The organism is Nocardia sp. NPDC051900 (genome assembly GCF_044452545.1).
GTDB lineage: Bacteria > Actinomycetota > Actinomycetes > Mycobacteriales > Mycobacteriaceae > Nocardia > Nocardia sichangensis.
The window spans coordinates 95,986-116,209 of record NZ_JBITBU010000015.1; the positions used below are offsets into that span (position 1 = coordinate 95,986).

A 20,224-nucleotide genomic window follows, 5' to 3' on the forward strand; every position below is an offset into this window, starting at 1 on the left:
GAGCCCTCGTTTTCCCGCCCGATCTAGACAATAAATACGGTCGACCGTAAATTATTGACGTGGACAGCGGTTGGACGATGGACCTGGCGACGCGGCTCGCGGTCGCCAAGAGCAGGCAAGATGTGGCCGCGGCCGTACGGCTCATGCACGGCGAGATGGTGTTGGAGGCACCGGCTTTCGGGCTGTGCGCCCAATCGGGCGTCTCCACCGACGTGGTGCGGCAGAAGTTGTTCGGAGGGAGATAGATCATGGACGCACGGGTCAAGGATGTCGCCCGGATCGAGACGAGGCTGCTGTTCGACGTCGTGGTGGATCTGGCGCCGCCGCTGAATATCGGGAACGGGCGGGTGCTGTTCGGCGCCGACGGCGGATCGTTCGAAGGACCGAAGCTGCGTGGCACGGTGGTGCCGGGCGGCGGTGACTGGGCGACGTTCCGGCAGGACGGAAGTATGACGCTGGATGTCCGGCTCACCCTGCGCACCGACGACGACGCCCTCCTGCAGCTGACCTACGGCGGGCGCTGGATCATGCCGGAGGAGATACGTGGCCGGATCGGGGATCCGGCCACGCGGCATCTCGTCGACCCCGGCCGCTACTACTTCCGCACCACACCGGTCTTCGAAACCGGCGCACCAGATTATCTGTGGCTCAACGACATCGTGTGCGTCGGATCGGGATACCCGGTCGAAGGCGGCATCGCCTACCGGGTGTTCGAAGTCGTCTGACCTCGAAAACCCGGGTCCTACTTCAACCCCGACCGCACGAACGCGTTGACGATGTGCCGTTGCAGCAGCAGGTACATCAGCAGCACCGGCAGGCAGGCGAGGCTGGCCACCGCCATCATCGGACCCCACTGATCGCCCTCGGTGCCCATGAAACTGCGCAGACCCAGCTGCAACACGCTGTTGGACTGGCGCAGCACCACCGCGGGCCAGAAGTACTCGTTCCAGGCGTTGATGAAAAGCAGGATTCCCAAGGCCGCCAGCGCGGGGCTCAGATTCGGCACGACCACCGTCCACAGGATCGACCAGGAGGAGCGGCCGTCGATCTTCGCCGCCGCCACCAGCTCCTTCGGGAAGCTCGCCATGTGCTGGCGCAGCAGCAGCACCGCGAGCGCCGAGCACAACGTCGGCAGCACCACGCCGACCAGGGAGTTGATCAGCCCGAGCTTGGTCAGCAGGACGTAGTTGGGCAGCATCGTCACCTGGAACGGCACCAGCCAGGTGCCGACGAACGCCAGGTACAGCACCTTCTGGAACGGGAAGGTGTACATCGCGAACGCGTAGGACGCCAGCAGCGCGATGAGCAGTTGCCCCGCCGCCGAGAGCGCCGCGACGAAGAAGGTATTGCCGATCAGGCCCACCACGTCGACTTTGTCGGCCGCGTCGGCATAGTTGGCGAACGAGATCGGCCAGGGGATCGGCGACAGCGAGGTGACGTCCTCCGGCCGCCGCAGCGAGGTCGCGAACAGCCAGTAGATCGGGAACGCGCACAGCACCGCGGTGACGGCAAGCAGCAGATGGCTTCCCGCGGTGCGCAATCGGTCAATCATCATGGAAGGCAACCTTTTCCGAGACCCACACCAGCACACCGGCGATCACGCCGAACCCGGCGAACAGCAGCACACCGGCGGCGGCGCTGAGTCCGGCGTCGAAGCTGTGGAAGGCGTAGTCCCACAGCAGGTAGTAGATATTGGTGGTCGCTTGCGCCGGACCGCCCTGCGTCATGGAGTCGATGAGCGGGAAAGTCAAAGTGGGACTGAGCAATACCGTGGTCAGCACCAGGAACAGCAATGTGGGCGACAGCAGGGGCAGGGTGATCCACCGGCGGATCTGCCGGGTGCTCGCCCCGTCCACCTGGGCGGCTTCGTCGTAGTCACCGCTGATACCCGCCAGACCGGCCCAGATCACCAGCACGGCGAAGCCGAGCAACTGCCATCCGGTGATCACGATGATCACCCCGTGCGCGGTGTCCACGTCGTAGACCCAATTGCGATTCGAGCGCAGAACCTGATCGACGAAGCCGCTGCCGGGATGCAGCAGCCAGCGCCACACCGCCGCCGCCGCGACGGGCGCGACGAGGAACGGCGCGAAGACGAACGCGTGGTAGACCGTCCGCGCCCGGCCGTGCACCCGTCGGCTGGCCAGCGCGATGAGCAGCGGGAGCAGCACCGTGAACGGCAGCATGCCTACGATCAGCACCCCGGTGCGGCCCACCGAATCCCAGAAGGCCGGGAGATCCAGCAGCCGTTCGTAATTGCCGGTTCCGACCGGCTTCATCGGTGAGGTCGGCAGCAGGTTCCACGAATACGTGGACAGCTCGACCGCCTGGACCAGCGGCCGGTAGATCCACACGACCAGCAACGCCAGTGCGGGCGCCAGATACAGGTACGGCACGGCGAACCGCCCCGCCCGGCGGAACCGGGCGGGGCGATGCGACGGGTTGACCGTTTCGGCCGCTTCCGTTGCAGGCAGCGGTGATTCGACGACGAACATCGAGTTACCCGGCCTCCGCGGCCAGCGCGGCGAGTTGATCGAGCACGTCCTGCTCAGGCCGGTCGTAGAGGGTCTCGGCGGGCGTCGCCTCGATCGCCGTGGCGACCATCGTCGAACCGAGCAGATCGATGCGGCTGTAGCCGAAGCCGATCAGTCCCCGATGACGTCCCGCCGGTGCGATCGTATCGATCCGGTAAGCCAGCGCCGGACCGATCCAGACCGGAATGCCCGCCAGCGCCGCCGCCCCGGTGAGATGGTTGTGCCCGCAGACGATCAACCGCACATCCGAACCGGCCAGCACCTCGGCCAGCAGCTCCGGCCGTTCCAGCCGCAGGTACTCGGTGGCCGCGACCGGCGAGGGGATCGGCGGGTGGTGCAGCACCAGCAGCGTGCCGCGCGGCGCCGGTTCGCGCAGTTGCTCGGCCAGCCAGTCCAGCTGGTGCTCCTCGAGCCGTCCGTCGTGGCGTCGCGGCGTCGTGCTGTCCAGCGCGATCACCCGCAGACCCGCCACGTCGGCCACCTGGTCGTGGGTGGTGTCCGGGTCCAGCGCGGCGGGGTCGGCCCCGAGCAATTCAGTGGCGAAGGCGGTGCGCTCGTCGTGATTGCCCATGACGTACACCGTCTGCGCGCCGAGTTCCTCGGCCACCGGCTCGACCGCGCCGCGCAGCCGCCGGTAGGCCTCGGGCGACCCGGTGTCGGTCAGATCGCCCGAGAGCACCAGCGCGTCGATGCGCTGCCGCGAGGCATGCAACTGCTGCAGCACGTGGGTGAGATTGGTGTAGGTGTCCACCATCCCGTGCACCCGTTCCCCGGCGGGCCGGATGTGGGTGTCGGTCAGCTGGACGATCGTCACCTCGCTCATGACGTCGGCAGGAGTTTGGCGCCCTGATCGCGGGCGGCGGTGAGAGTGGATTGCGGCTCCTTGCCCTGGAACACGATCGCCTCGACGGCGTCCATCATGCCGTCGCGGATCTGCAGGTAGTTGGTGCCGGGCATGGAGATCCACGGTTCCATGTTCGCCAGCTGGGCGACGTTCGGCCCCAGCAGCGGATTCTCCTTCGACCAGGTCTGCAACCCCTGCGGGTCGTCCATCAGGCCGGTGCGCAGCGGCAGGTAGCCGATGCCCTGCGAGATCTTGGTGTAGGCGGATTCGCTGGTGAGGAACTTGATCAGCTCCCACGCGGCGCGCTGCTTGGCCGGGTCGTTGGACAGGATGTGCAGCGAAGCGCCGGAATTCGTCGGCACGGTCGGCTTGCCCGCGAAGCTGGGCATCGGCGCCGAGCGCAGGTCCCACTTGTCCTTCGCGCCGGTCACGAAGGTGCCCTGGATCGCGCTGGTCTCCAGGATCATGCCGATCTCACCGCGGGCGAAGGCCTCGTAGCCCTGTTTCTGGTTGAGCTTCGGCATGCCGCCGGAGTTGACCAGTTGCTGGCTCATCGCGGCGACCTCGACCGCGGGAGCGTCGGCGAAGGTGAGCTTGGTGCGGTCCTCGGAGATCACCCGGCCGCCGTTGGAGCGCACCATCGACTGGAAGCACCAGTCCTTGGCGGTCTTGGTCAGGCAGTCGACGTAAATGCCGCCCTTGCCGGTCTTCCCGGTGATCGCCGTCGCGGCCTCGGCGACCTGCTGCCAGGTGGCGGGCGGCTTCGCGGGATCCAGGCCGGCGTCGGCGAACAGCGAAGCGTTGTAATACAGCACGGGCGTGGAGAACACGAACGGCACGCCGTAGGTGTGACCGTCCCAGTCGGCGAGTGTGCGGGCCTTCGGCGCGAAGGGGTGCTGGGCTCCGTCGAAGTTGTGCTGCACTTCCTGCTTGCCGACCAACGTGTCCAGCGGCTTGGCGCCGAGCTGGTGGATGGTGAAGTCCAGGTCGCTGAAACCGAGCTGGGCGACGTCCGGCGGCGAGCCCGCGACCATCTGGTTCTGGATGCTGGAGATGGTGTCCGTGGCCGGGTTCGGGCTGTTGCCCTGCGGCTTCTGCGCGGTCACCGTGATGTTCGGGAACTTCTTGCGGAAATCGGCGATCAAGGAGTTGAAGGTGTCGGTCCAGGCGCCGGCCAGTCCGTAGTTGTAGGACTCGAACACGATCGACACCTGCTGGTCCGGCTTCAGTTCCGGGATCCGCGCGCTGTCGGCGTTCGAGTCGGTGGTGGTGCTCCCGAGTCCGCCGCAAGCGCTGAGCGCGACGGTGGTTGCGAACACCAGGCCCAGAACGGGCGCGGTGCGTTTCACGGTGTTTCTCCTCATCGAGTAGGGGTGTTCGGGTTCAGGCGACGGCGACGGGTTCGCCCGCGCTGTCGACGTGGGCGTCCTGCCGCGTTTCCTGCCAGGTCAGGCGCAGCCCGGAGGTGGCATGGAACAGGTGGATGTGCGCCGGGGCGACTCGCAGCGCGATGTTGTCGTCGACCGCGACGCCCGCGGGCCGCGGCGCTCGGGCGCACAGGACGCGATCACCGGTGGTGAAGTGGATCAGTTCCTCGCTGCCGAGGTTCTCCACCATCGTCACCCGGCCGCGGATGTCGGCGCCGGTCGGATCCAAGCGCAGCTGTTCGGGGCGGATGCCCGCGACCACTTCCAGGTCGTCGTCGAAACCCTCGACGCCGATGGCCAATTCGGTATCGATCCCATCGGCCACCACGCGCAGCGAGCCGTCGCGCTCGGTGACGACGGCGGGGAACAGGTTCATCGGCGGCGCGCCGAGGAATCCGGCGACGAAGGTGGAACGCGGACGGTCGTAGAGCTCGGTCGGTGTGCCGACCTGCTCCACCCGACCCTCGTTGAGCAGCGCGATCCGATCGGCCATGGTCATCGCCTCGACCTGGTCATGGGTCACGTACAGGAACGTCGCGCCCAGCCGCTGATGCAGCCCGATCAATTCGGCGCGCGTCGCGCTGCGCAGCTTCGCGTCCAGGTTCGACAGCGGCTCGTCCATCAGGAACGCTCCGGGATCGCGCACCATGGCGCGCGCCAGGGCCACGCGTTGCCGCTGCCCGCCCGACAGCGCGGACGGCCTGCGGCGCAGCAACTCGGTCAGCCCGAGCACCCCGGCGACCTCCGACACCCGCTCGGCGATCCTCGCGCGCGGTGTGCGCCGGGCGCGCAGCGGGAACCCGATGTTCTTGGCGACGGTCAAGTGCGGATAGAGCGCGTAACTCTGGAACACCATGGCCAAGTCCCGCTGTTGCGGCGCGTGATGGGTGATGTCCTTGTCGTCCAGCAGAATTCGCCCGTCGGACGGATCCTCCAGACCGGCGATCATGCGCAGCAGCGTGGATTTGCCGCAGCCGCTCGGGCCGAGCAGCACCATGAACTCGCCGTCGGCGATGTCGAGGCTCACCTCGCGCACCGCGTTGGCGGCGCCGAATCGCTTCGACACCGCTTCGATTCGCAGTCGTGCCACCGTCGCCCCTCAGCCCGGCAGCTCGCCCGCGACGATCCAGGTCGCCACCCGGGCCGCGATCGCGGGGGAGTCCTTGATCCACAGGAAGTGGTCGCGATTGGCCACCGGGGCGTTCTCGTCGATGTGCCAGTGGGTCACCCGGGCGTTCGGCATCCGGGAAACCAGGAAGTCGACGTTGGACTTCGGGCCGAGCACGTCGTCGGACAGCGAGATCGCCAGCACCGGCGCGGTCAGGTTCCGCAGCAGGGTGTTGTACCGGCGCTTGCTGCCCTTGGGGCGGTAGTAGCTGGTCAGCGAGTGCATCGACCAGTCACGCATGACGCCGCCCGGCATCGGGGCCGGGATGAGCACACCACCGGGCCAGTGACCCTTCCACCGCGAGACCAGGCCGATCCACTGGATCTGGCTCAGCGCCTCCCACCAGCGGCGCGCGCCGAAGGCCCACCAGAAGACCGTGCCGGTGCCGATGACGGTGACGCCCGCGATCCGCTCCGGCTCCGCCGCGGTGAACAGCAACGCGAGCTGTCCGCCCAGGCTGTGCCCGAACAAGTGGATCGGCGCCTCGGGGAACCGCGCCCGCACCGCCCCGACGAGGGCGGGCAGGTCGGTCTCGATCATCTCGCGATAGCCGAAGTCGCGGTGCAGCCCGAGTCCGGGCTCGGCCTCGCCGTGCGCCCGCAAGTCGGTCAACGCCACCGAAAGCCCCTGCGAATGCAGCTCTTTCGCGAGGAACAGATAGTTCTTCGCCTTCATCGCCATGGCGGGCAGGATCAGCACGACCGGTGCGCCCGGCTTCTTCGACTCCAGGAAGCGGACGGTGAAGGTGACACCGTCGCCGGTCGGCACCGTGGCCGATTCCAGTGTGGTGAACTCCGAACGGTTCTGCGGCGCCGCGGTGGTCATCGCTCGTCCTCCGCGAGGGTGATGTCGCAGACGTAGTCGAAGGTGAACTTCGCCACGACGACGTCGCCGTCATCGAGCAGGGCCGCCTTGCCGGACAGCTCGAAGCGCTGCGCGGCCGTCGCCGCGAGCACGTCGGCGAGTTCGCGCTGGTCGACGGTCGCGATGGCGCGGATGCGGCCGACGGCGGGTTTGCGGTAGGACGCGCTGCCGCCGCGCAGCACCAGCCGCTCGACGGTGCGCAGGCGGGTGGCCGCCGCGCCGACGAACGCGGCCGCTCCGCCGATGTCGGCGGCGGTGAACAGCGCCCCGGCGTGCACGGTGCCCATGTGGTTGCGGACCGAGCCGACGGCGGGAATCTCGACGACGGCGCGTTCCGGGCCGATCTCGGTGATCAGCGTGCCGACGTGGCGGCCGAACGGAACCATCTCCTGCGACACCGCCCGCAGGTACTCGTAATCGACGGCGTCGCAGTCGAGTTCGGGATAGGCCGCCGCGAAACCGGCGATCTCACGCGTGGTCATGACGTCTCCTTCAGCGTTTGGTGCGCAGGGCGCGGCGAGCGATGGACCAGCGCAGGACCTCCGAGGGTCCTTCGTAGATGCGGAAAGCCCTGGCCTCGACCAGGAATCGAGCGACGAGGTGGTCTTCGCAGACACCGAGCCCGCCGTGCAACTGGACCGCCCGGTCGAGCACCCGCCAGACCGCCTCGGAGACGAACGTCTTGGCGATCGACGCCTCGTGCCGCGCCTGCGAGGAGGTCGGCCCCTGCGCGTCGATGGTCTCGGCGGCGGTGCGGATCACGCCGCGCGCGGCGGCGATGTCGATCTCGTTGTCCGCGACGAGGCCTTGGGCCATGCCGTGCTCGGCGATCGGGACGCCGAACGACGTGCGCGTGCCGATGTGCTCGATGGTCAGCTGGTGCGCCCGCACCGCGAGCCCGAGCCAGTTCATACAGAACACCAGCCGCGAGGGCGCGAGCCGGACCTGCGCGAGCGCCAGCCCCTGGCCGACCTGGCCCAGCACGGCGGAATCGGGCACCTCGCAGTCGTCGAAGGTCACCTCGCAGTGGCCGCCGGGCGCGCTGGTGTGGTCGAGCGTCGGCATCCGGCGACCCACCCGCAATCCGGGGTTGTCCTGGTCGACCAGGAACATAGTCGGGCCGTCACCCGTGCGCGCCACGCAGATGGTGAACGCCGCCCCCTGCGCGCCCGTGGTGAAATGCTTGGCGCCGTTGATGACCCAGCCGGACTCGGTCTCCTCGGCAACGGTCCGCAGCATCCCGGGGTCGGATCCGGCGCCGGGGGCGGGTTCGGTCATCGCGATCGCGGAACGGACGTCGCCCGCGGCCAGCGGCGCGAGGTAGCGCTGCTGCTGCTCCTCGTTCGCGACGTGCGCGAGCAGGTGGATGTTGCCGTCGTCGGGCGCCCACGCGTTCACCGCGATCGGGCCGAGCAGGCTCGCCCCCGCGGCTTCGAGCACCTGCGCCTGGGCTCGGGTGTCGAGGCCGAGGCCGCCGTATCGCGGATCCGACAGCGGTCCGAAGACGCCGGCCTCCTTGGCCTTCTTCTGCAGCTCGAGCCGCAGCGCGTCGTCCATCACCCGCCCGTCCACGACGACCTCGCGTTCCACCGGAACGACCTGGTCCCGAATGAACTGGGTGGTCTTGTCCACCAATTGCGCCACAGTGGTCATGGCGTCAGTCTCGGCGCGCCGCGTGTGCGGGCGAGGGGGCGATAGTCAACGTCGATTGCACGAATCGACTGCCCATTCGTCCGGTGCGTGGGCGGCACATCTCGGCGACGGTGATCGCGGAGACGTTGCCGGGCTAGGGGACGGATATGACTGACACAGCGGTGCGAGTATGGCGCCGCCGCGACGAGGCCGCGGGCGTGTTCGCGCTCGACCTGGCCCCGGTCGACGGCGGCGAACTGCCGTCGTGGACACCGGGAGCCCACATCGATGTCGCGGTCGGCGCGGCGGGCGTGCGGCAGTACTCACTGTGCGGCGACCCGGCCGACCGGCCGCGCTGGCGCATCGCGGTGCTGCACGAACCGGACGGGCGCGGCGGCTCGGCCTATCTGCACCGCGCCGCGCAACCCGGCTCGGTGCTGCGAGTGTCCGCGCCGCGCAACAACTTCGAACTCGTGAGCGGCGACAGCTATGTCTTCCTCGCCGGAGGCATCGGGATCACGCCGATCCTGCCCATGGTCGCCGCCGCGGAAGCCTCGGGTGCTCGCTGGTCGCTGTACTACGGCGGCCGCACCCGAGGACACATGGCGTTCGCCGACGCCATCGCCGAGCGCTATCCGCTGGCGAACTTGCTGCCGCAGGACGAGCACGGCCTGCTGCCGCTGCGCGAGATCTTCGCCGATCTCTCCGACACCCCCGTGTACTGCTGCGGACCGGAGCCGCTGCTGGCGGCGGCGGAGGCCGAAGGCGCGCGCGCCGGGGTGCCGGTGCATGTGGAGCGCTTCGTGCCGCGGCAGTCGGAGTTCGCCCCGAACGAGCCGTTCGAGGTGCGCTTGGCGGCCAGCGGCAAGACCTTCCGGATCGGGGCGAACCAATCCATCGCCGACGTCTTGGAATCCGCCGGAATCGGCATCGTCACCTCGTGCCGCGAAGGCACCTGCGGCAGCTGCGAGACCGCGGTGTTGTCCGGCGACATCGAGCATCGGGACGAGCTGCTCACCGACGAGGAACGGGCGCGCGGCGACACCATGATGCTGTGCGTCTCGCGGGCCAGGTCGGGCCCGCTCGTCCTCGACCTCTGACCTGCCCGCTGCGACCGCGGTGGGTGTGCGGCGCGCTCGTCGCGACCGCTTCCTGTGAGAAACCGAGAGGAAAGAACCAAGGATGAGGAAAATCGTTGCGGTGGCCGCTGGTCTGGTCGCCGCAGTCGGGATCGCCGCCGGCTCGGCCGGTGCGCAGCCCGGCAGCGAGGACGCCGTCGACTTCACCGCCTACGCCACCGACACCCAGTCCATCGTCACGACCGATGCCGGTTCCATGGTCGTCGAGGACGGGCTGTTCAAGATCAAGGCCGCCAACGGCGCCGTGCTCACCGGCATGCCGCTGAAGTTCCGGGTCGATGACTTCGAGTTCCCGATCGTGGCCGACATCGCCGATCGCACCGCGACGCTGACCCCGCAGTTCGACATGGCGCACGCGGCCTACAAGCCGGTCGCCCTGCCGTTCGAGGACAAGGCCCCGTGGAAGAACGAATACGACCGTGAGCAGGCCGCCTGGTCCCGCATGACCAGCACCATCACCATGGGCGCCACCCTCGGCACCCTGATCGGCGGCATCGGCGGCGGCGCCGTGGGCTGCGTGCTCGGCGGCATCGCCGGCGCGACCGTCGCCTCGGCGGCGATCGTCGGTCTGTTCGGCGCGTTCATCCCGGCGGCGGCCATCGGCTGCCTCGGCGGCATCATCGCGATCGGCGCGCTGGGCACCATCGCGGGCCAGATCCTGGTCACCGCCCCGGTGGCGATCGGCGCCGCCATCCAGTACTTCTCCACTATCAACCAGCCTCCCGTCCAGGCGAAGTAGATAGCGGCGAAGAACCCGACGTCTCGTTCGTTGGGGGACACCCGACCCCGTCCGGCTGCACCGCCGGGCGGGGTCTTTCCCGTTCGGTGGGGGTCCGATCAGGGTGCGTCCCGAATTCGCCGCGGCGCACCGGCGCGCAGACGCCACCGGGGGTTCACCTCGGTGTGGCGCACGGACTCGGAAGCGCCGACCCGGTGGCCAGATCGCAGACGCCACTGGTGAATATCTGCAAGGGCGCGGTGACCAAGAGCACGAGAATCCCGATGACGTCGCCACGCTGGAGGAAGTACACGGCCGATTGGGCCGCTGCCGCCCCGGAATCCACCGCCGACGAGCCGGTTCCGGCCGCGACAGCGGTCGCCGGGGCGGAGCTGATCGGTTCGGCCGTCGCACCGGCCGCGGTGACGACGAGGGTCGCCGCCGCGACCGAGGCGGCGGCGAGGCGAAGGGGGGTACGCATCATTGCGCTCCTATGTTGAAGAATGTTGGTTCACATAATAGCTAGAGTGTGCGCTGTTGTACGCGAGATCGCGGAGCGACTTCCGCTGCCCGCGGGCGATATCTTGCCGTGGACTCGTCACTTCGGCTTCCGAATAGGTATCTTCAACTGCGGATTTGGTGTGCACAAGTTCATAAGGTGGCAGGGGAAGTCCTCCGGCCGCATCGGATCCGTCGAGTGGCGGTGGGCTCATGTGTTTATGAATGCTGCATCACTTAATGCGGCAGTTCCGCGTGCTCGTCGGGCTCGTCAGAGTGAGTGCGTGCAAGCGGAACCCGCGCTGTTCAGTTGAGGCGGCCGGGTCGTTCGTCGAGGATGGCGTGATGTCGGGTGTGAAGTTCGTGCGGCGGGTAGACGGGTTGACCTATGAGTTCGCCCGCGAGGGGGAGATGCATGGATTCCCGTCGTACAAGCGTGTCGACCTCGACATCTGGTGCCGGCGATTGCCCGGCTTCGGATGGGTGGTGTGCTCGGAGTCGGGTGAGGTGTCCAGCCGCCCGTTCGACGACGCGGGGCGAGGCGACCTGCCGCCCGAGGGCGTGTGGGTGAGCCGGAAGGGTGACCGTTCGTATGTGTACGACCTGATTCGCGACGACGGCGACGCCACACCGACGCTCCCGACACACGACTGGCATATCGAGGCCCGTGAGTACGCTCGCCACGAATCCCGCCGCGGACGCCGGTTCGCGTATCCGGAGCTCGATCCCGAGCGCACCGCTTTGGCCGTGATCGACATGGTGCCGCTCCACGTCTCCGGCAATGCCTACTGCCGGGCGATCGTGCCCAACATCAACCGCCTGGCCGACGCGTTGCGGATAGCGGGCGGAACCGTCGCGTGGGTGGTGCCCGCGACTGGGGAACCGGCCGAGCGAGCGATCGAGTTCTTCGGCCCGAAAATCGCCGAAACCTACAGCGACGCGGGGACTTCCGGACCGATACCCACTCGACTGTGGCCCGATCTGGCCACCCACGACGATGACCTGTTCGTCGACAAATCCGGGTTCAGCGCCTTCTTCCCTGGTCGTTGCGTCCTGCCGCAACTACTCGAACAGCGACACATAGATACCGTCCTGATCACGGGAACCGTCACCAACGTGTGCTGCGAGTCCTCGGCACGCGACGCCGCCACCCTCGACTTCCGAGTGATCATGGTCGCCGACGCCAACGCCGCCCGCCGCGACCGCGACCACAACGCCGCACTCCACACCATCTACAGATCATTCGGCGACGTTCGTCCGGTCTCGGATGTGCTCACCATGCTCGATATCGCGACCCAGATCTGATGGATTGTCATGGCCCGCCGACATACGCTCGGCAGTGTCGCGGCGCCGATGTTTTCGCTGGCTTACGTCCGGGCAACCGATCTGCCCGGACGTAAGCGGGACCCACTTCGTCCGCAGCCCGACCGTGTCCTCGCATTCAGACCTGGACCGTCGGCCGCTTCGGAAGAAGGAAGACGACAACGCCCGCTACGACAGCGATGACGAACGTCCCGAAGGACGCGACGGCAAAAGCGTGTCCTGCGGCGGCGACCCTCCCCGCTTCCGCCGGATGGAACGAGCCGAAGTAGACCGCTCCGATAACGGCGACGCCCAACGCGCCGCCACACTGCTGGGCCGTGGACAAGGCCCCTGACGCGACACCGGCCGACTCGGGCCGGACACGGCTCAGCACCGTGTTGAGCGCCTGCGTAATAACCAGTCCGCCACCGACACTCTGCAGAATCAGGGTGGGGATCACGAGCAGCGGAGTGATCCTAGGGCCGGACACCAGCAAGAGACCGGTCGCCAGGTAACCGGTCGCCAGTATGATCGCCCCGACCTCGAGGACCCGTCGTCCATACTTCGGAACCATCCGGCTCGCTACCATGCTGAACACGAAAAACGTTATGGCGGCGGGCGTGTAGACCAGACCCGCGCCGAGCGCCGACATGTCGAGGCCTTGCTGCATCGTTACCGACAAGGCCAGATAATACGAGTAGATCAGCGCATACAGGGCGAGCACGAGAACGATCCCGAGCGAGAACGAGCGCTGTTCGAACAATGTCAGCGGTACCAGCGGATCCCCGCCGCGTCGTTCCAGGCGCCGCTCGATCGCGACGAACAGGCCGAACGCGACCGCGCTGCCCGCGAAACAAGCCCAGACCCACCCTGGCCAACCCGCCTCCTGCCCCTGGATGAGCGGCAGCACCAAGAGGAACAGTGCCGTGCTGAGCACCAGGACGCCGGACATGTCCAGCTTGCGGTTGGCGGCCGAGCCTGTCTCCGGCACGAATCGCACGGCGAGCAGGAGCATGACGACTCCGATCGGCGCGTTCACCCAGAACACCAGGCGCCAGCCGGAGTCGAACAGGTTGGCGCCGATCAGCAGTCCGCCGATGACCTGTCCGCCGATGGTGGCCATGCCCATGACGATGCCGAGCACGCCGTAGACGCTGTGCCGCCTCGCCGCGGGCACCAGCACCGTGACGTACGCGAACACCTGGGGAACCATGAGGGCGGCTCCCAGACCCTGGATGACACGCGCGGCGATCAGGCTGCCCGCGTTCGGTGACAGCGCGCAAGCGACCGACGACAGCGTGAACAGGACCACCCCGAGAAGGAAGATCCGCTTGCGGCCGTACATGTCGGCCAGGCGCGTAGCGGTGATGATGAAGACCGCGTAACTCAGCTGATAGCCCGCCAGCACCCACTGGACATCGCCGTCGGACGCGTGCAGGTCCGCCGCGATCGAGGGGTCGGCGACCACGACGATGAACGAGTCGAGAACCGCCATGAACAGGGCGGTCAGAAGAATCGATACCGTCATCCACGGAATCGCGTCCGCTTCCGCTACTGCTACCGGCCGGCCGGCTGCTTGCTGACTACTTGCCACGATGAGAGACCTCTTCATTTGTCGGTGCCAAGGGATTCGGCCAGCTTCTTGACCACCTCGGCCGCCATGACAGCCTGACCCGAGGTCGAGAAGTGGATACCGTCCGCGCTGAGCAGGTTGTCGCGGTCGTTGATCGGGTGGTCCCACATGTCCACCACGAGGGCTCCGTATTCCGACGCCAACCCCCGCACGATCTCGTTGACCGTCGCGATCCGCTCCGGCCAGTCCGGGAAGACCGGGACGACGTACGCCTTGCCGAGCGTGAAAGTGGTCAGCAGGGCGCCGGTTCCCTTCGCCAGGTCGTACATCTGCCGCAGCGTTCGCTCTATCTCGCCGAAGTCCGGCCTGCGCCGCGCGATGTCATTGGCCCCGCAGGGCAGGTGGAGCAAATCAGGGGAGAACTCGAGCATGCGGGCCGCCTGCTTCTCGAGCGTCTGGGCGGTTGTCGCCCCGATCTCGGAGACGTTGAGGTAATCCAGATCCGGTCGCACTGCCCGCAAGACATCGGCAACCCGGTCCGACCAGCCCTGATCTCGGTAGCCCGGGGTGGGATCGCCGGTTCCCGCCGAAAGACTGTCGCCGACAACGGCATACCTGCCCCACGGGGCCTCAGCCAGCAATGCCACGGCATCCCCCTGGTCCAGGCAGAACGGATCGGTCTCCTCGGTGAGGACGTTGTGCTCCATGCGGGAGAATATACGGTCGACCGTATTCTTTTATCAAGCCGTCTCCGTACCGGCGCGCGGTCACGGTTGCAGATACAAGCGCTCGTTCGGCAGGCGCGGATAGGTAGAGGTATCGCGCAGATCGACGGTCACATCGTCGGCGTAGCGGTGGATCTGGTGCTCGTGCACGAAAACCAAAGCCGCCGAGAGGCATACGGTGAAGTCGAACCGCATCCCCCGCAGCGAGATCATCAGGTGGACGTCCGGCTCGTGCGGTCGCGGCGAGCGGTTCGTAGCCCGGGTCGGGTGGGCCGAATCGTCGGCCGCGGTGGATGTCGGCCGGTTGCCGATGACGCGGCCGCCGACCATAGGACAGTGCTCGTGCGAGCCGACGTCGGCATCGACTATCCCACCGGCGACCAGGACGCTGACGCGGCAGTGAGGTTCGGGGCAGGCGACCGACATGAGCCTCGGAGCGCTGGCGCGGAACACCGCTGCGGCGCACTCCGACAGCGATACCGAGGGGTGTTGCGGCTGGGCTGCGTCAGCCTGCATAGGCGACCTTTCAGAGAGTCATTGCGGACGTGATCTCGGTGCGACGAAAAGCTTCGGCGGCCAGAACCATGCTGGCGACGAGTCGGTTTCGGCACACCGATGTGGAGACCCGCTTATGCGGAGTCCCTGGATGCCCCGACGTTTGCGCTCCTTCCCGAGAGGAGCGCAGCGTACGAGAGGCGGTCAGTTCCGTTCAGATACCGCCGACGTGCTGGCCGATGAGTGCGGGTATCAGCAGATCCAGCAAGGTGATCTCGTCAGCGGCTGAGGTGTTCTCGATGATCGGATCGAGCACCGCGGCGGCATACAGCCGCCCGGTGTGGGGCGCTGTGGCGGTGCGGGCGCTGGTGATCAGAACATAGATCACCTTCGCCATCACATGGGCGCGGGCGGCCTCGGTCATCCCGTCACGTACCGCATCCGCGGTGGAGGTCACCAGCGTGCCGATCACCTCGGTGAGTACATCGAGTTCGGCGGCGGAGCGCTCGGCCTCCTGATCGCCGCTCACCGGGAGAGCCGCGGTGGTCGATCCGGCACGAGAACCCGACTCGCGGCGCTGATGTCGTCAGGCATGTGCCACCCCACCCGCTGACGTCGCCGCGTGTGCTCAGCGGCGCATCCCCGTATCGCTTCGACCACGATCCGGCCGGTGGGCCGGTAGGCGTCGCACGGCGAGTGCACCCATGCCCGGAACAGGCCGGGACGCTGACCGGGACCGGGCAACGCGATGGTTCCACCGCTCACAATGGACACACTGAACCGCGACATCTCCGCGAACAACCGAATGTCCTCGGGCAGGTCGGGACCGGTCAAAAATGTCCAGCGCTGGGACCGAGGATGCGTCAACACCGGCCCACCCCGGTGACCAGCGCGGTGCATCCAAGCTTTGACTTCCGAACCGATGAACGCGGGCATCATCAACCCGCACACCCGACCTACCCGTAGGACGATGCGCCCTAAATGAGGCGGATCCACCTCGGCAGGCAAGTCACACACTTCGCGGTAGAAGTGGCACACCGCCAACGGCGTATCCCCGAACCGATCCGGCGCATACACAAGCGTCTCCCCTCGCTCGAACGATTGGTGTGCACCCGACGCCGAGGCCGAACCGCCAACTGCGCATCGGGCAGTCGACTGGGCCGGATCAACCCGGCGGCACCCGGTGTCGGGGCTGAATCGAGGGTCACGCATCGAGCCGCGCCCGTGCAGTGGCACTAGGGAGTGGCATTGTGCCCGGGGTCACTATGCGGCGGCGACTCGCTGGCTCGTAATAGTGGCATCGGTAGTGGCAGATGGAGTCTTAGGTGCTGTAAATCCTTCCGCGCGATGTGGAACCAGGAGATGATCGGCCTATGGGTGTGGGCGAGTTGATCCGCGAACTCCGGAAAGCCCGGGGATGGTCGCAGGGCCGGCTGGCGGACGAGTTGGCGGCTCATTCGGGGGCGAATATTTCTCGGGAATACATCTCGAGGCGTTGGGAGAACGGAGACACGGTGCCCAGCCGGTATTGGCTACGCCACCTATCGGCGGTGCTGGACGTGCCTCTGGCTGTTTTCGAGGACGATGGCATGAACAGACGAAAGTTCCTGGCTCAGGTGGCAGCGACCAGCATCGCGCCGATAGTGGCATCCGATCTGCTGGCAGCCGGTTTCTCGGCACGGCTGGATCACGCCGGGCCCAGTATCGAGGCATGGCAGGAAAAGCTCAGCGCTTACGGTACCGATTACATGTCACTCGGTGCGGCGGACATTCAGCGGCGCTTGGCCATCGACCTGGCGATACTGCAACAGCAGTTGGACAGTCCGCAGATGTGGGGAGCGGCCGCCCGGCTGATGACGCTGTACGCGAAGACGTTTCCGGGATCGGACGGCACCAAGGCGGTCACCTGGTACCGGATGGCCGCCGAGGCAGCGGACCGTTCCGAGGATGAGCAGACCCGAGTGTGGGTGCGTGGGCGGGCGGCCATAGCGCTCGGCTACGAGGGTGCGGCATTAGGAGTCGCCGATCTTTTCGCCGACCAGGCGCTCGCGCTGTCGGGCAAGCCGAGCTTGGGTCGTCTCAACGCGATCATGGGCAAGGCGCACGCCGCAGTGCTGCGCGGCGATGGCGAGACGGGGCGCGCCCTTGTCGAAGAGGGACGCCGGGTGTTCGACAAGTCCGGGTCCTACGAGCAGACCTCCGACTACGCCGTTCCGTGGTGGCGCATGAATGTGTTCCTGTCCCTGCTCGCGGCGCGCCTCGGCGATGAGAAATTGGCGGTCGCCGCACAAGAGCAGGCCCGAAGGGAACTTCCGGCCGAGTTGCCGCGCTTCGCAACGCATCTGGAGATGCACCGCGGTCTGATGCTGGTCAGAGCAGGTGATCGAACCGAAGGAATTCGGACCGCACGCAGCGCGATGGACGCCCTTCCGCCCGAGAAACATTCCCTGACCCTGCGGATGCTGATGGACGAGATCGCCGGGTCGAGCAATGATGCAGTCTGAACCTACGCACAGGGAGCGCTCCGCGTGCTCTCGACGTGTCGCTTTCCGTTCGTAGGTTGCCATTGATGAAGCGGCACTTTCGGGAGAATCCGAAAGTGCCGCCTCAACTGACGACCGTGGTCGTGAGTGCCTACGAGCAGTCGACCTGGTTTGTCCGACCGTACTTATCGCTCAGGATATATCCTGCGCCGTTGCCTCGTTCGCCTTCGATCTTCCACTGCTGGCCGTGGATATCGACTTTCTGGCCGTAGTGATACCCGTGGCCGCATACCGCGTCACGCCAGACGTCGGCCTGGGCTGGTCCGGCGATCACGACGGAGCCGATGCCTACCGCGACGGCGACGATGCCCATGCGAAATACTGATTTCATTACCCCCACCTCGAATGCGTTGTCGGAACTTGATCTTCGACGGCCGCGAGACCCAACATAGCACAGCCGAACGCAATGCCGCATCAGCGTTGGTCGTGGCCTCCGCACGTATTCGCTCTATCGTCCGTGGCCCGCGGTGAGGAGGTGGGCGGGTCCATCATTCGTAGGTGGGGCGATGGGCTGGCGTCACCGCCGTCGTCGAGGTGTCGACGTGCTCGCGCCGTATTGGCCCACCAGCGCGATGCCGACTCCGATCATGAAGACCACGAATCCGTTTGTGGCATCGTTCATGTGCCCTGGTGTGTGCTGAGCAATCGCGATTCCGGCGATCGCCCAGCCGATCACTCCGACAGTTGTGCCGATCCAGATCAGGACTCTGCTCCACAGAGGTGCCCCCGACAGATCCCCTGGGGCCGGGGAATCGTAGGTGGTGTTATGGATGTCGTCTCCAGCGGTCATGCCGTCCCCGCCGGTGACGATCCGGCTGCCGTGGGTCGCGGTGTTGATGATGGTCCGGCCGTTCATCCTGTCCAGTTGGTCTCGGAGTTCGGCGAGTTCGCGGGCGAATTCCGCGTCGGCGGATGCCGCGCGTTCGATCTCGTCGGCGAGTTGGCGGCGTGCTGCCATGCTCGTCGGGTTTCGGTCGAGGTCGTCGAGCGCGCGCCGTCCCAGCCTGCGTGTGACCATGCCGGTCAGCGCGGTCAGTCCTTGATCCAGTGATCGGTCCACGGCCCGTCCGCCCGCCGCCCCCAGTGCCGCGGCCACATATGCGGCAACGACCATTCCGTCGATCATGTCGGTCTCCTCCACAGCCGCCCCGGCAGCATAACCATCTCATCGAACGAGCCACCGGCGTTGTTTCACACATTCCGACTGAAAAATTCATCTCACTGATTTCTGGTACGACCCCGAGGTAGCGGTCTGCATGCCAGGAGTTGGGCATGATCGCGCGGGTGGATATCGAAAACCCATAAACCGCAGCATGTTTTGATCCGACGTGCGGAAGAGGTCTTGATCCAGCTGTTTTCCAGTAAACCGCCGCACATCCGACAAGCTCTGAATTCTCCTGCGGATCTCACTCGTCGGGGTGACGACCTGGCTGTACCACCGCAAGGCGACCGAGCGGGCGAACTGCTTCCGACCTACCGGCGGCGTCGAGGTGTCGACGTTCTCGCGCCGAGCTCGGCGAAGGTCATGAGGACACCGCCGATGAGGAAGAACGGCAGCAAGTTGAATTGCCCCGACACCGACGCGCCTCGGGACATGCCGATCAGGCCACCGACGAAGCCGATACCGACGAACACCAAGCCGATCCACAACAGTGCCTTCGTCCAGACCGGAGCTCGGGACAGATCCTCATCCGACGCGATGTCGTATGTGGTGTTGTGAATGCTGCCACCAGCCGTGATGCCTTTGCTGCCGGTGACGATCCGGCTGCCGTGGGTCGCGGTGTTGATCACGGTTCCGCCGTTCAGCCTGCCGAGCGTGGCTTGCAGGGCGGCGAGTTCGCGGGCGAATTCCGTGTCGGCGGCTGCCGCGCGTTCGATCTCGGCGGCGAGTTGGCGGCGTGCTGCCATGCTGTGCGGGTTCTGGTCGAGGTCATCTAGTGCGCGTCGTCCGAGCCCGCGCGTGACCACACCGGTGAGCGCGGTCAATCCTTGATCCACCGATCGGTCCACGGGCCGTCCGCCCGTTGCCCCCAGTGCCACAGCCAGGTGAGTGGCAACGGCCATTCCGTCGATCATGTCAGCTTCCTCCGCAGCCGCCCCGGCAACATAATCGTCTCATCGAACGAACCACCTGTGGTGTTTCAAAATTCCGCCCCCAAAGTCGTTCGTAAGCAAAGCTAACGCGCTTGGTACCTGCGGCCGAAGCGTGGAAAATCCAACAGCGGCAAAACCGGAGGCGACTAGTGCTCCGCCTGATGTTGCTCCTTCTGCATTCAGTGGGTAGTACCGGGATGGCGTCCCTCAGTCGAGACAGAACTCGTTGCCCTCGATGTCTTGCATCACGATGCACGACTCGTTGTGGTCATCGGCGGAAAGTAGCCGCACGCGTATCGCGCCGAAGGCGATAAGTCGTGCGCACTCGGCTTCGAGTGTGGCGAGGCGCTGTTCACCCACGAGGCCGGTGCCGACCCGCACATCGAGATGCACTCGATTCTTGACGACCTTCCCTTCGGGAACGCGCTGGAAGTACAGCCGCGGGCCCACTCCCGAGGGATCGACGCAGGCGAACGACGAACCCTGAAGCTGAGGCGGCCGCGAGCGATCGAAATCCTCCCACGTAGCGAACCCCTCTGGTGGCGGCGGCACAACGTAGCCCAACACCTCGCACCAGAAGCGAGCGACGCGCTCGGGTTCTGCGCAGTCGAAGGTGACTTGGACCTGCTTGACCGATGCCATCGGTCCACCATAAGGGCGTATCCCTT

24 protein-coding genes and 1 pseudogene are annotated in these 20,224 nt (G+C 66.7%); 7 read left to right on the forward strand and 18 right to left on the reverse strand.

Annotated features, from left to right (window positions below; genetic code table 11):
- The first annotated feature begins 59 nt into the window (after nucleotides 1-59).
- Entirely contained in the window at nucleotides 60-245 is a 186-nt protein-coding gene (locus ACIA5H_RS24925) for a hypothetical protein (RefSeq protein ID WP_379252754.1), read from the forward strand.
- 3 nt (nucleotides 246-248) lie between these two features.
- Nucleotides 249-725, forward strand: coding sequence for a DUF3237 domain-containing protein (locus ACIA5H_RS24930; protein WP_379252755.1), 477 nt, complete (start codon nucleotides 249-251; stop codon nucleotides 723-725).
- 17 nt (nucleotides 726-742) lie between these two features.
- Here ACIA5H_RS24930 and ACIA5H_RS24935 read toward each other — a convergent pair whose 3' ends face one another.
- From ACIA5H_RS24935 to ACIA5H_RS24970, 8 genes are read right to left on the reverse strand one after another with little or no spacing between them, the layout of a single operon-like run.
- The gene (locus tag ACIA5H_RS24935; RefSeq protein WP_397077578.1) at nucleotides 743-1,555 is read right to left on the reverse strand and encodes a carbohydrate ABC transporter permease; all 813 of its coding nucleotides are present in this window, start codon (nucleotides 1,553-1,555) and stop codon (nucleotides 743-745) included.
- A complete protein-coding gene (locus tag ACIA5H_RS24940; RefSeq protein WP_397077580.1) occupies nucleotides 1,545-2,495 on the reverse strand; it encodes a carbohydrate ABC transporter permease in 951 nt (316 codons plus the stop codon). Before ACIA5H_RS24940 ends, ACIA5H_RS24935 begins: the two co-directional genes overlap by 11 nt.
- A 4-nt stretch (nucleotides 2,496-2,499) precedes the next feature.
- Entirely contained in the window at nucleotides 2,500-3,357 is an 858-nt protein-coding gene (locus ACIA5H_RS24945; protein ID WP_397077582.1) for a metallophosphoesterase, read from the reverse strand.
- Nucleotides 3,354-4,727, reverse strand: coding sequence for an ABC transporter substrate-binding protein (locus tag ACIA5H_RS24950; RefSeq protein ID WP_397077584.1), 1,374 nt, complete (start codon nucleotides 4,725-4,727; stop codon nucleotides 3,354-3,356). Before ACIA5H_RS24950 ends, ACIA5H_RS24945 begins: the two co-directional genes overlap by 4 nt.
- Nucleotides 4,728-4,761: 34 nt before the next feature.
- Nucleotides 4,762-5,895 carry an ABC transporter ATP-binding protein gene (locus ACIA5H_RS24955; protein WP_397077586.1) on the reverse strand — a complete coding sequence of 378 codons (1,134 nt, stop codon included), beginning with the start codon at nucleotides 5,893-5,895 and terminating at the stop codon, nucleotides 4,762-4,764.
- A 9-nt stretch (nucleotides 5,896-5,904) separates the two neighbouring features.
- Nucleotides 5,905-6,798: an alpha/beta fold hydrolase gene (locus ACIA5H_RS24960; protein ID WP_397077588.1), complete on the reverse strand. Its 894-nt coding sequence runs from the start codon at nucleotides 6,796-6,798 to the stop codon at nucleotides 5,905-5,907.
- Nucleotides 6,795-7,319 carry a YiiD C-terminal domain-containing protein gene (locus ACIA5H_RS24965; RefSeq protein ID WP_364433580.1) on the reverse strand — a complete coding sequence of 175 codons (525 nt, stop codon included), beginning with the start codon at nucleotides 7,317-7,319 and terminating at the stop codon, nucleotides 6,795-6,797. The genes ACIA5H_RS24960 and ACIA5H_RS24965 overlap by 4 nt, the downstream gene beginning before the upstream one ends.
- Before the next feature lie 10 nt (nucleotides 7,320-7,329).
- On the reverse strand, nucleotides 7,330-8,490 hold the full coding sequence (locus ACIA5H_RS24970) for an acyl-CoA dehydrogenase family protein (protein WP_355076427.1): 1,161 nt from the start codon (nucleotides 8,488-8,490) through the stop codon (nucleotides 7,330-7,332).
- Nucleotides 8,491-8,636: 146 nt separating this feature from the next.
- Here ACIA5H_RS24970 and ACIA5H_RS24975 point away from each other — a divergent pair, with 146 nt between their 5' ends.
- On the forward strand, nucleotides 8,637-9,569 hold the full coding sequence (locus ACIA5H_RS24975) for a PDR/VanB family oxidoreductase (protein WP_397077591.1): 933 nt from the start codon (nucleotides 8,637-8,639) through the stop codon (nucleotides 9,567-9,569).
- A gap of 82 nt (nucleotides 9,570-9,651) precedes the next feature.
- On the forward strand, nucleotides 9,652-10,347 hold the full coding sequence (locus ACIA5H_RS24980; RefSeq protein WP_364433571.1) for a hypothetical protein: 696 nt from the start codon (nucleotides 9,652-9,654) through the stop codon (nucleotides 10,345-10,347).
- A gap of 154 nt (nucleotides 10,348-10,501) precedes the next feature.
- Here ACIA5H_RS24980 and ACIA5H_RS24985 read toward each other — a convergent pair whose 3' ends face one another.
- Nucleotides 10,502-10,810, reverse strand: coding sequence for a hypothetical protein (locus ACIA5H_RS24985; protein ID WP_397077594.1), 309 nt, complete (start codon nucleotides 10,808-10,810; stop codon nucleotides 10,502-10,504).
- Nucleotides 10,811-11,169: 359 nt separating this feature from the next.
- On the opposite strand from ACIA5H_RS24985, the gene ACIA5H_RS24990 reads away from it, so the two are divergent.
- Complete coding sequence (locus tag ACIA5H_RS24990; protein WP_397077596.1) at nucleotides 11,170-12,129, forward strand: isochorismatase family protein; 960 nt, start codon at nucleotides 11,170-11,172, stop codon at nucleotides 12,127-12,129.
- 136 nt (nucleotides 12,130-12,265) lie between these two features.
- Here ACIA5H_RS24990 and ACIA5H_RS24995 read toward each other — a convergent pair whose 3' ends face one another.
- The 5 genes from ACIA5H_RS24995 to ACIA5H_RS25015 form a co-directional block, all read right to left on the reverse strand.
- Nucleotides 12,266-13,654, reverse strand: a complete 1,389-nt coding sequence (locus tag ACIA5H_RS24995; RefSeq protein ID WP_397077598.1) for an MFS transporter — start codon at nucleotides 13,652-13,654, stop codon at nucleotides 12,266-12,268.
- Between the two features lie 80 nt (nucleotides 13,655-13,734).
- Nucleotides 13,735-14,406 carry an SGNH/GDSL hydrolase family protein gene (locus tag ACIA5H_RS25000; protein WP_397077600.1) on the reverse strand — a complete coding sequence of 224 codons (672 nt, stop codon included), beginning with the start codon at nucleotides 14,404-14,406 and terminating at the stop codon, nucleotides 13,735-13,737.
- Between the two features lie 60 nt (nucleotides 14,407-14,466).
- On the reverse strand, nucleotides 14,467-14,940 hold the full coding sequence (locus ACIA5H_RS25005; protein ID WP_397077602.1) for a hypothetical protein: 474 nt from the start codon (nucleotides 14,938-14,940) through the stop codon (nucleotides 14,467-14,469).
- Between the two features lie 193 nt (nucleotides 14,941-15,133).
- Nucleotides 15,134-15,448, reverse strand: coding sequence for a hypothetical protein (locus ACIA5H_RS25010; protein WP_397077604.1), 315 nt, complete (start codon nucleotides 15,446-15,448; stop codon nucleotides 15,134-15,136).
- Nucleotides 15,445-15,789, reverse strand: a complete 345-nt coding sequence (locus ACIA5H_RS25015) for a hypothetical protein (RefSeq protein WP_397077606.1) — start codon at nucleotides 15,787-15,789, stop codon at nucleotides 15,445-15,447. The genes ACIA5H_RS25010 and ACIA5H_RS25015 overlap by 4 nt, the downstream gene beginning before the upstream one ends.
- Before the next feature lie 503 nt (nucleotides 15,790-16,292).
- On the opposite strand from ACIA5H_RS25015, the pseudogene ACIA5H_RS25020 reads away from it, so the two are divergent.
- Together ACIA5H_RS25020 and ACIA5H_RS25025 are read left to right on the forward strand one after the other, a co-directional pair.
- Nucleotides 16,293-16,481, forward strand: a pseudogene (locus tag ACIA5H_RS25020) (helix-turn-helix domain-containing protein); the annotation flags it as partial.
- A gap of 27 nt (nucleotides 16,482-16,508) precedes the next feature.
- The gene (locus ACIA5H_RS25025; protein ID WP_397077758.1) at nucleotides 16,509-17,423 is read left to right on the forward strand and encodes a DNA-binding protein; all 915 of its coding nucleotides are present in this window, start codon (nucleotides 16,509-16,511) and stop codon (nucleotides 17,421-17,423) included.
- A 130-nt stretch (nucleotides 17,424-17,553) separates the two neighbouring features.
- Here ACIA5H_RS25025 and ACIA5H_RS25030 read toward each other — a convergent pair whose 3' ends face one another.
- The 4 genes from ACIA5H_RS25030 to ACIA5H_RS25045 all read right to left on the reverse strand — a co-directional run bounded on the left by ACIA5H_RS25030 (nucleotide 17,554) and on the right by ACIA5H_RS25045 (nucleotide 20,198).
- Entirely contained in the window at nucleotides 17,554-17,775 is a 222-nt protein-coding gene (locus ACIA5H_RS25030) for a hypothetical protein (protein WP_039804574.1), read from the reverse strand.
- Nucleotides 17,776-17,979: 204 nt separating this feature from the next.
- Nucleotides 17,980-18,588: a hypothetical protein gene (locus ACIA5H_RS25035; protein ID WP_356965359.1), complete on the reverse strand. Its 609-nt coding sequence runs from the start codon at nucleotides 18,586-18,588 to the stop codon at nucleotides 17,980-17,982.
- Nucleotides 18,589-18,935: 347 nt separating this feature from the next.
- A complete protein-coding gene (locus tag ACIA5H_RS25040; RefSeq protein ID WP_355076408.1) occupies nucleotides 18,936-19,538 on the reverse strand; it encodes a hypothetical protein in 603 nt (200 codons plus the stop codon).
- Nucleotides 19,539-19,763: 225 nt separating this feature from the next.
- Entirely contained in the window at nucleotides 19,764-20,198 is a 435-nt protein-coding gene (locus ACIA5H_RS25045; protein ID WP_397077610.1) for a VOC family protein, read from the reverse strand.
- Nucleotides 20,199-20,224 lie beyond the last annotated feature (26 nt).

Excerpts from the sequence above, each read along its gene's own strand:
- ACIA5H_RS24930 (WP_379252755.1), top strand. The coding sequence starts at position 249 with ATGGACGCACGGGTCAAGGATGTCGCCCGGATCGAGACGAGGCTGCTG.
- ACIA5H_RS24935 (WP_397077578.1), bottom strand. The coding sequence starts at position 1,555 with ATGATGATTGACCGATTGCGCACCGCGGGAAGCCATCTGCTGCTTGCC.
- ACIA5H_RS24940 (WP_397077580.1), bottom strand. The coding sequence starts at position 2,495 with ATGTTCGTCGTCGAATCACCGCTGCCTGCAACGGAAGCGGCCGAAACG.
- ACIA5H_RS24945 (WP_397077582.1), bottom strand. The coding sequence starts at position 3,357 with ATGAGCGAGGTGACGATCGTCCAGCTGACCGACACCCACATCCGGCCC.
- ACIA5H_RS24960 (WP_397077588.1), bottom strand. The coding sequence starts at position 6,798 with ATGACCACCGCGGCGCCGCAGAACCGTTCGGAGTTCACCACACTGGAA.
- ACIA5H_RS24965 (WP_364433580.1), bottom strand. The coding sequence starts at position 7,319 with ATGACCACGCGTGAGATCGCCGGTTTCGCGGCGGCCTATCCCGAACTC.
- ACIA5H_RS24970 (WP_355076427.1), bottom strand. The coding sequence starts at position 8,490 with ATGACCACTGTGGCGCAATTGGTGGACAAGACCACCCAGTTCATTCGG.
- ACIA5H_RS24975 (WP_397077591.1), top strand. The coding sequence starts at position 8,637 with ATGACTGACACAGCGGTGCGAGTATGGCGCCGCCGCGACGAGGCCGCG.
- ACIA5H_RS24980 (WP_364433571.1), top strand. The coding sequence starts at position 9,652 with ATGAGGAAAATCGTTGCGGTGGCCGCTGGTCTGGTCGCCGCAGTCGGG.
- ACIA5H_RS24985 (WP_397077594.1), bottom strand. The coding sequence starts at position 10,810 with ATGATGCGTACCCCCCTTCGCCTCGCCGCCGCCTCGGTCGCGGCGGCG.
- ACIA5H_RS24990 (WP_397077596.1), top strand. The coding sequence starts at position 11,170 with ATGTCGGGTGTGAAGTTCGTGCGGCGGGTAGACGGGTTGACCTATGAG.
- ACIA5H_RS24995 (WP_397077598.1), bottom strand. The coding sequence starts at position 13,654 with ATGACGGTATCGATTCTTCTGACCGCCCTGTTCATGGCGGTTCTCGAC.
- ACIA5H_RS25000 (WP_397077600.1), bottom strand. The coding sequence starts at position 14,406 with ATGGAGCACAACGTCCTCACCGAGGAGACCGATCCGTTCTGCCTGGAC.
- ACIA5H_RS25005 (WP_397077602.1), bottom strand. The coding sequence starts at position 14,940 with ATGCAGGCTGACGCAGCCCAGCCGCAACACCCCTCGGTATCGCTGTCG.
- ACIA5H_RS25025 (WP_397077758.1), top strand. The coding sequence starts at position 16,509 with ATGAACAGACGAAAGTTCCTGGCTCAGGTGGCAGCGACCAGCATCGCG.
- ACIA5H_RS25030 (WP_039804574.1), bottom strand. The coding sequence starts at position 17,775 with ATGGGCATCGTCGCCGTCGCGGTAGGCATCGGCTCCGTCGTGATCGCC.
- ACIA5H_RS25035 (WP_356965359.1), bottom strand. The coding sequence starts at position 18,588 with ATGATCGACGGAATGGTCGTTGCCGCATATGTGGCCGCGGCACTGGGG.
- ACIA5H_RS25040 (WP_355076408.1), bottom strand. The coding sequence starts at position 19,538 with ATGATCGACGGAATGGCCGTTGCCACTCACCTGGCTGTGGCACTGGGG.
- ACIA5H_RS25045 (WP_397077610.1), bottom strand. The coding sequence starts at position 20,198 with ATGGCATCGGTCAAGCAGGTCCAAGTCACCTTCGACTGCGCAGAACCC.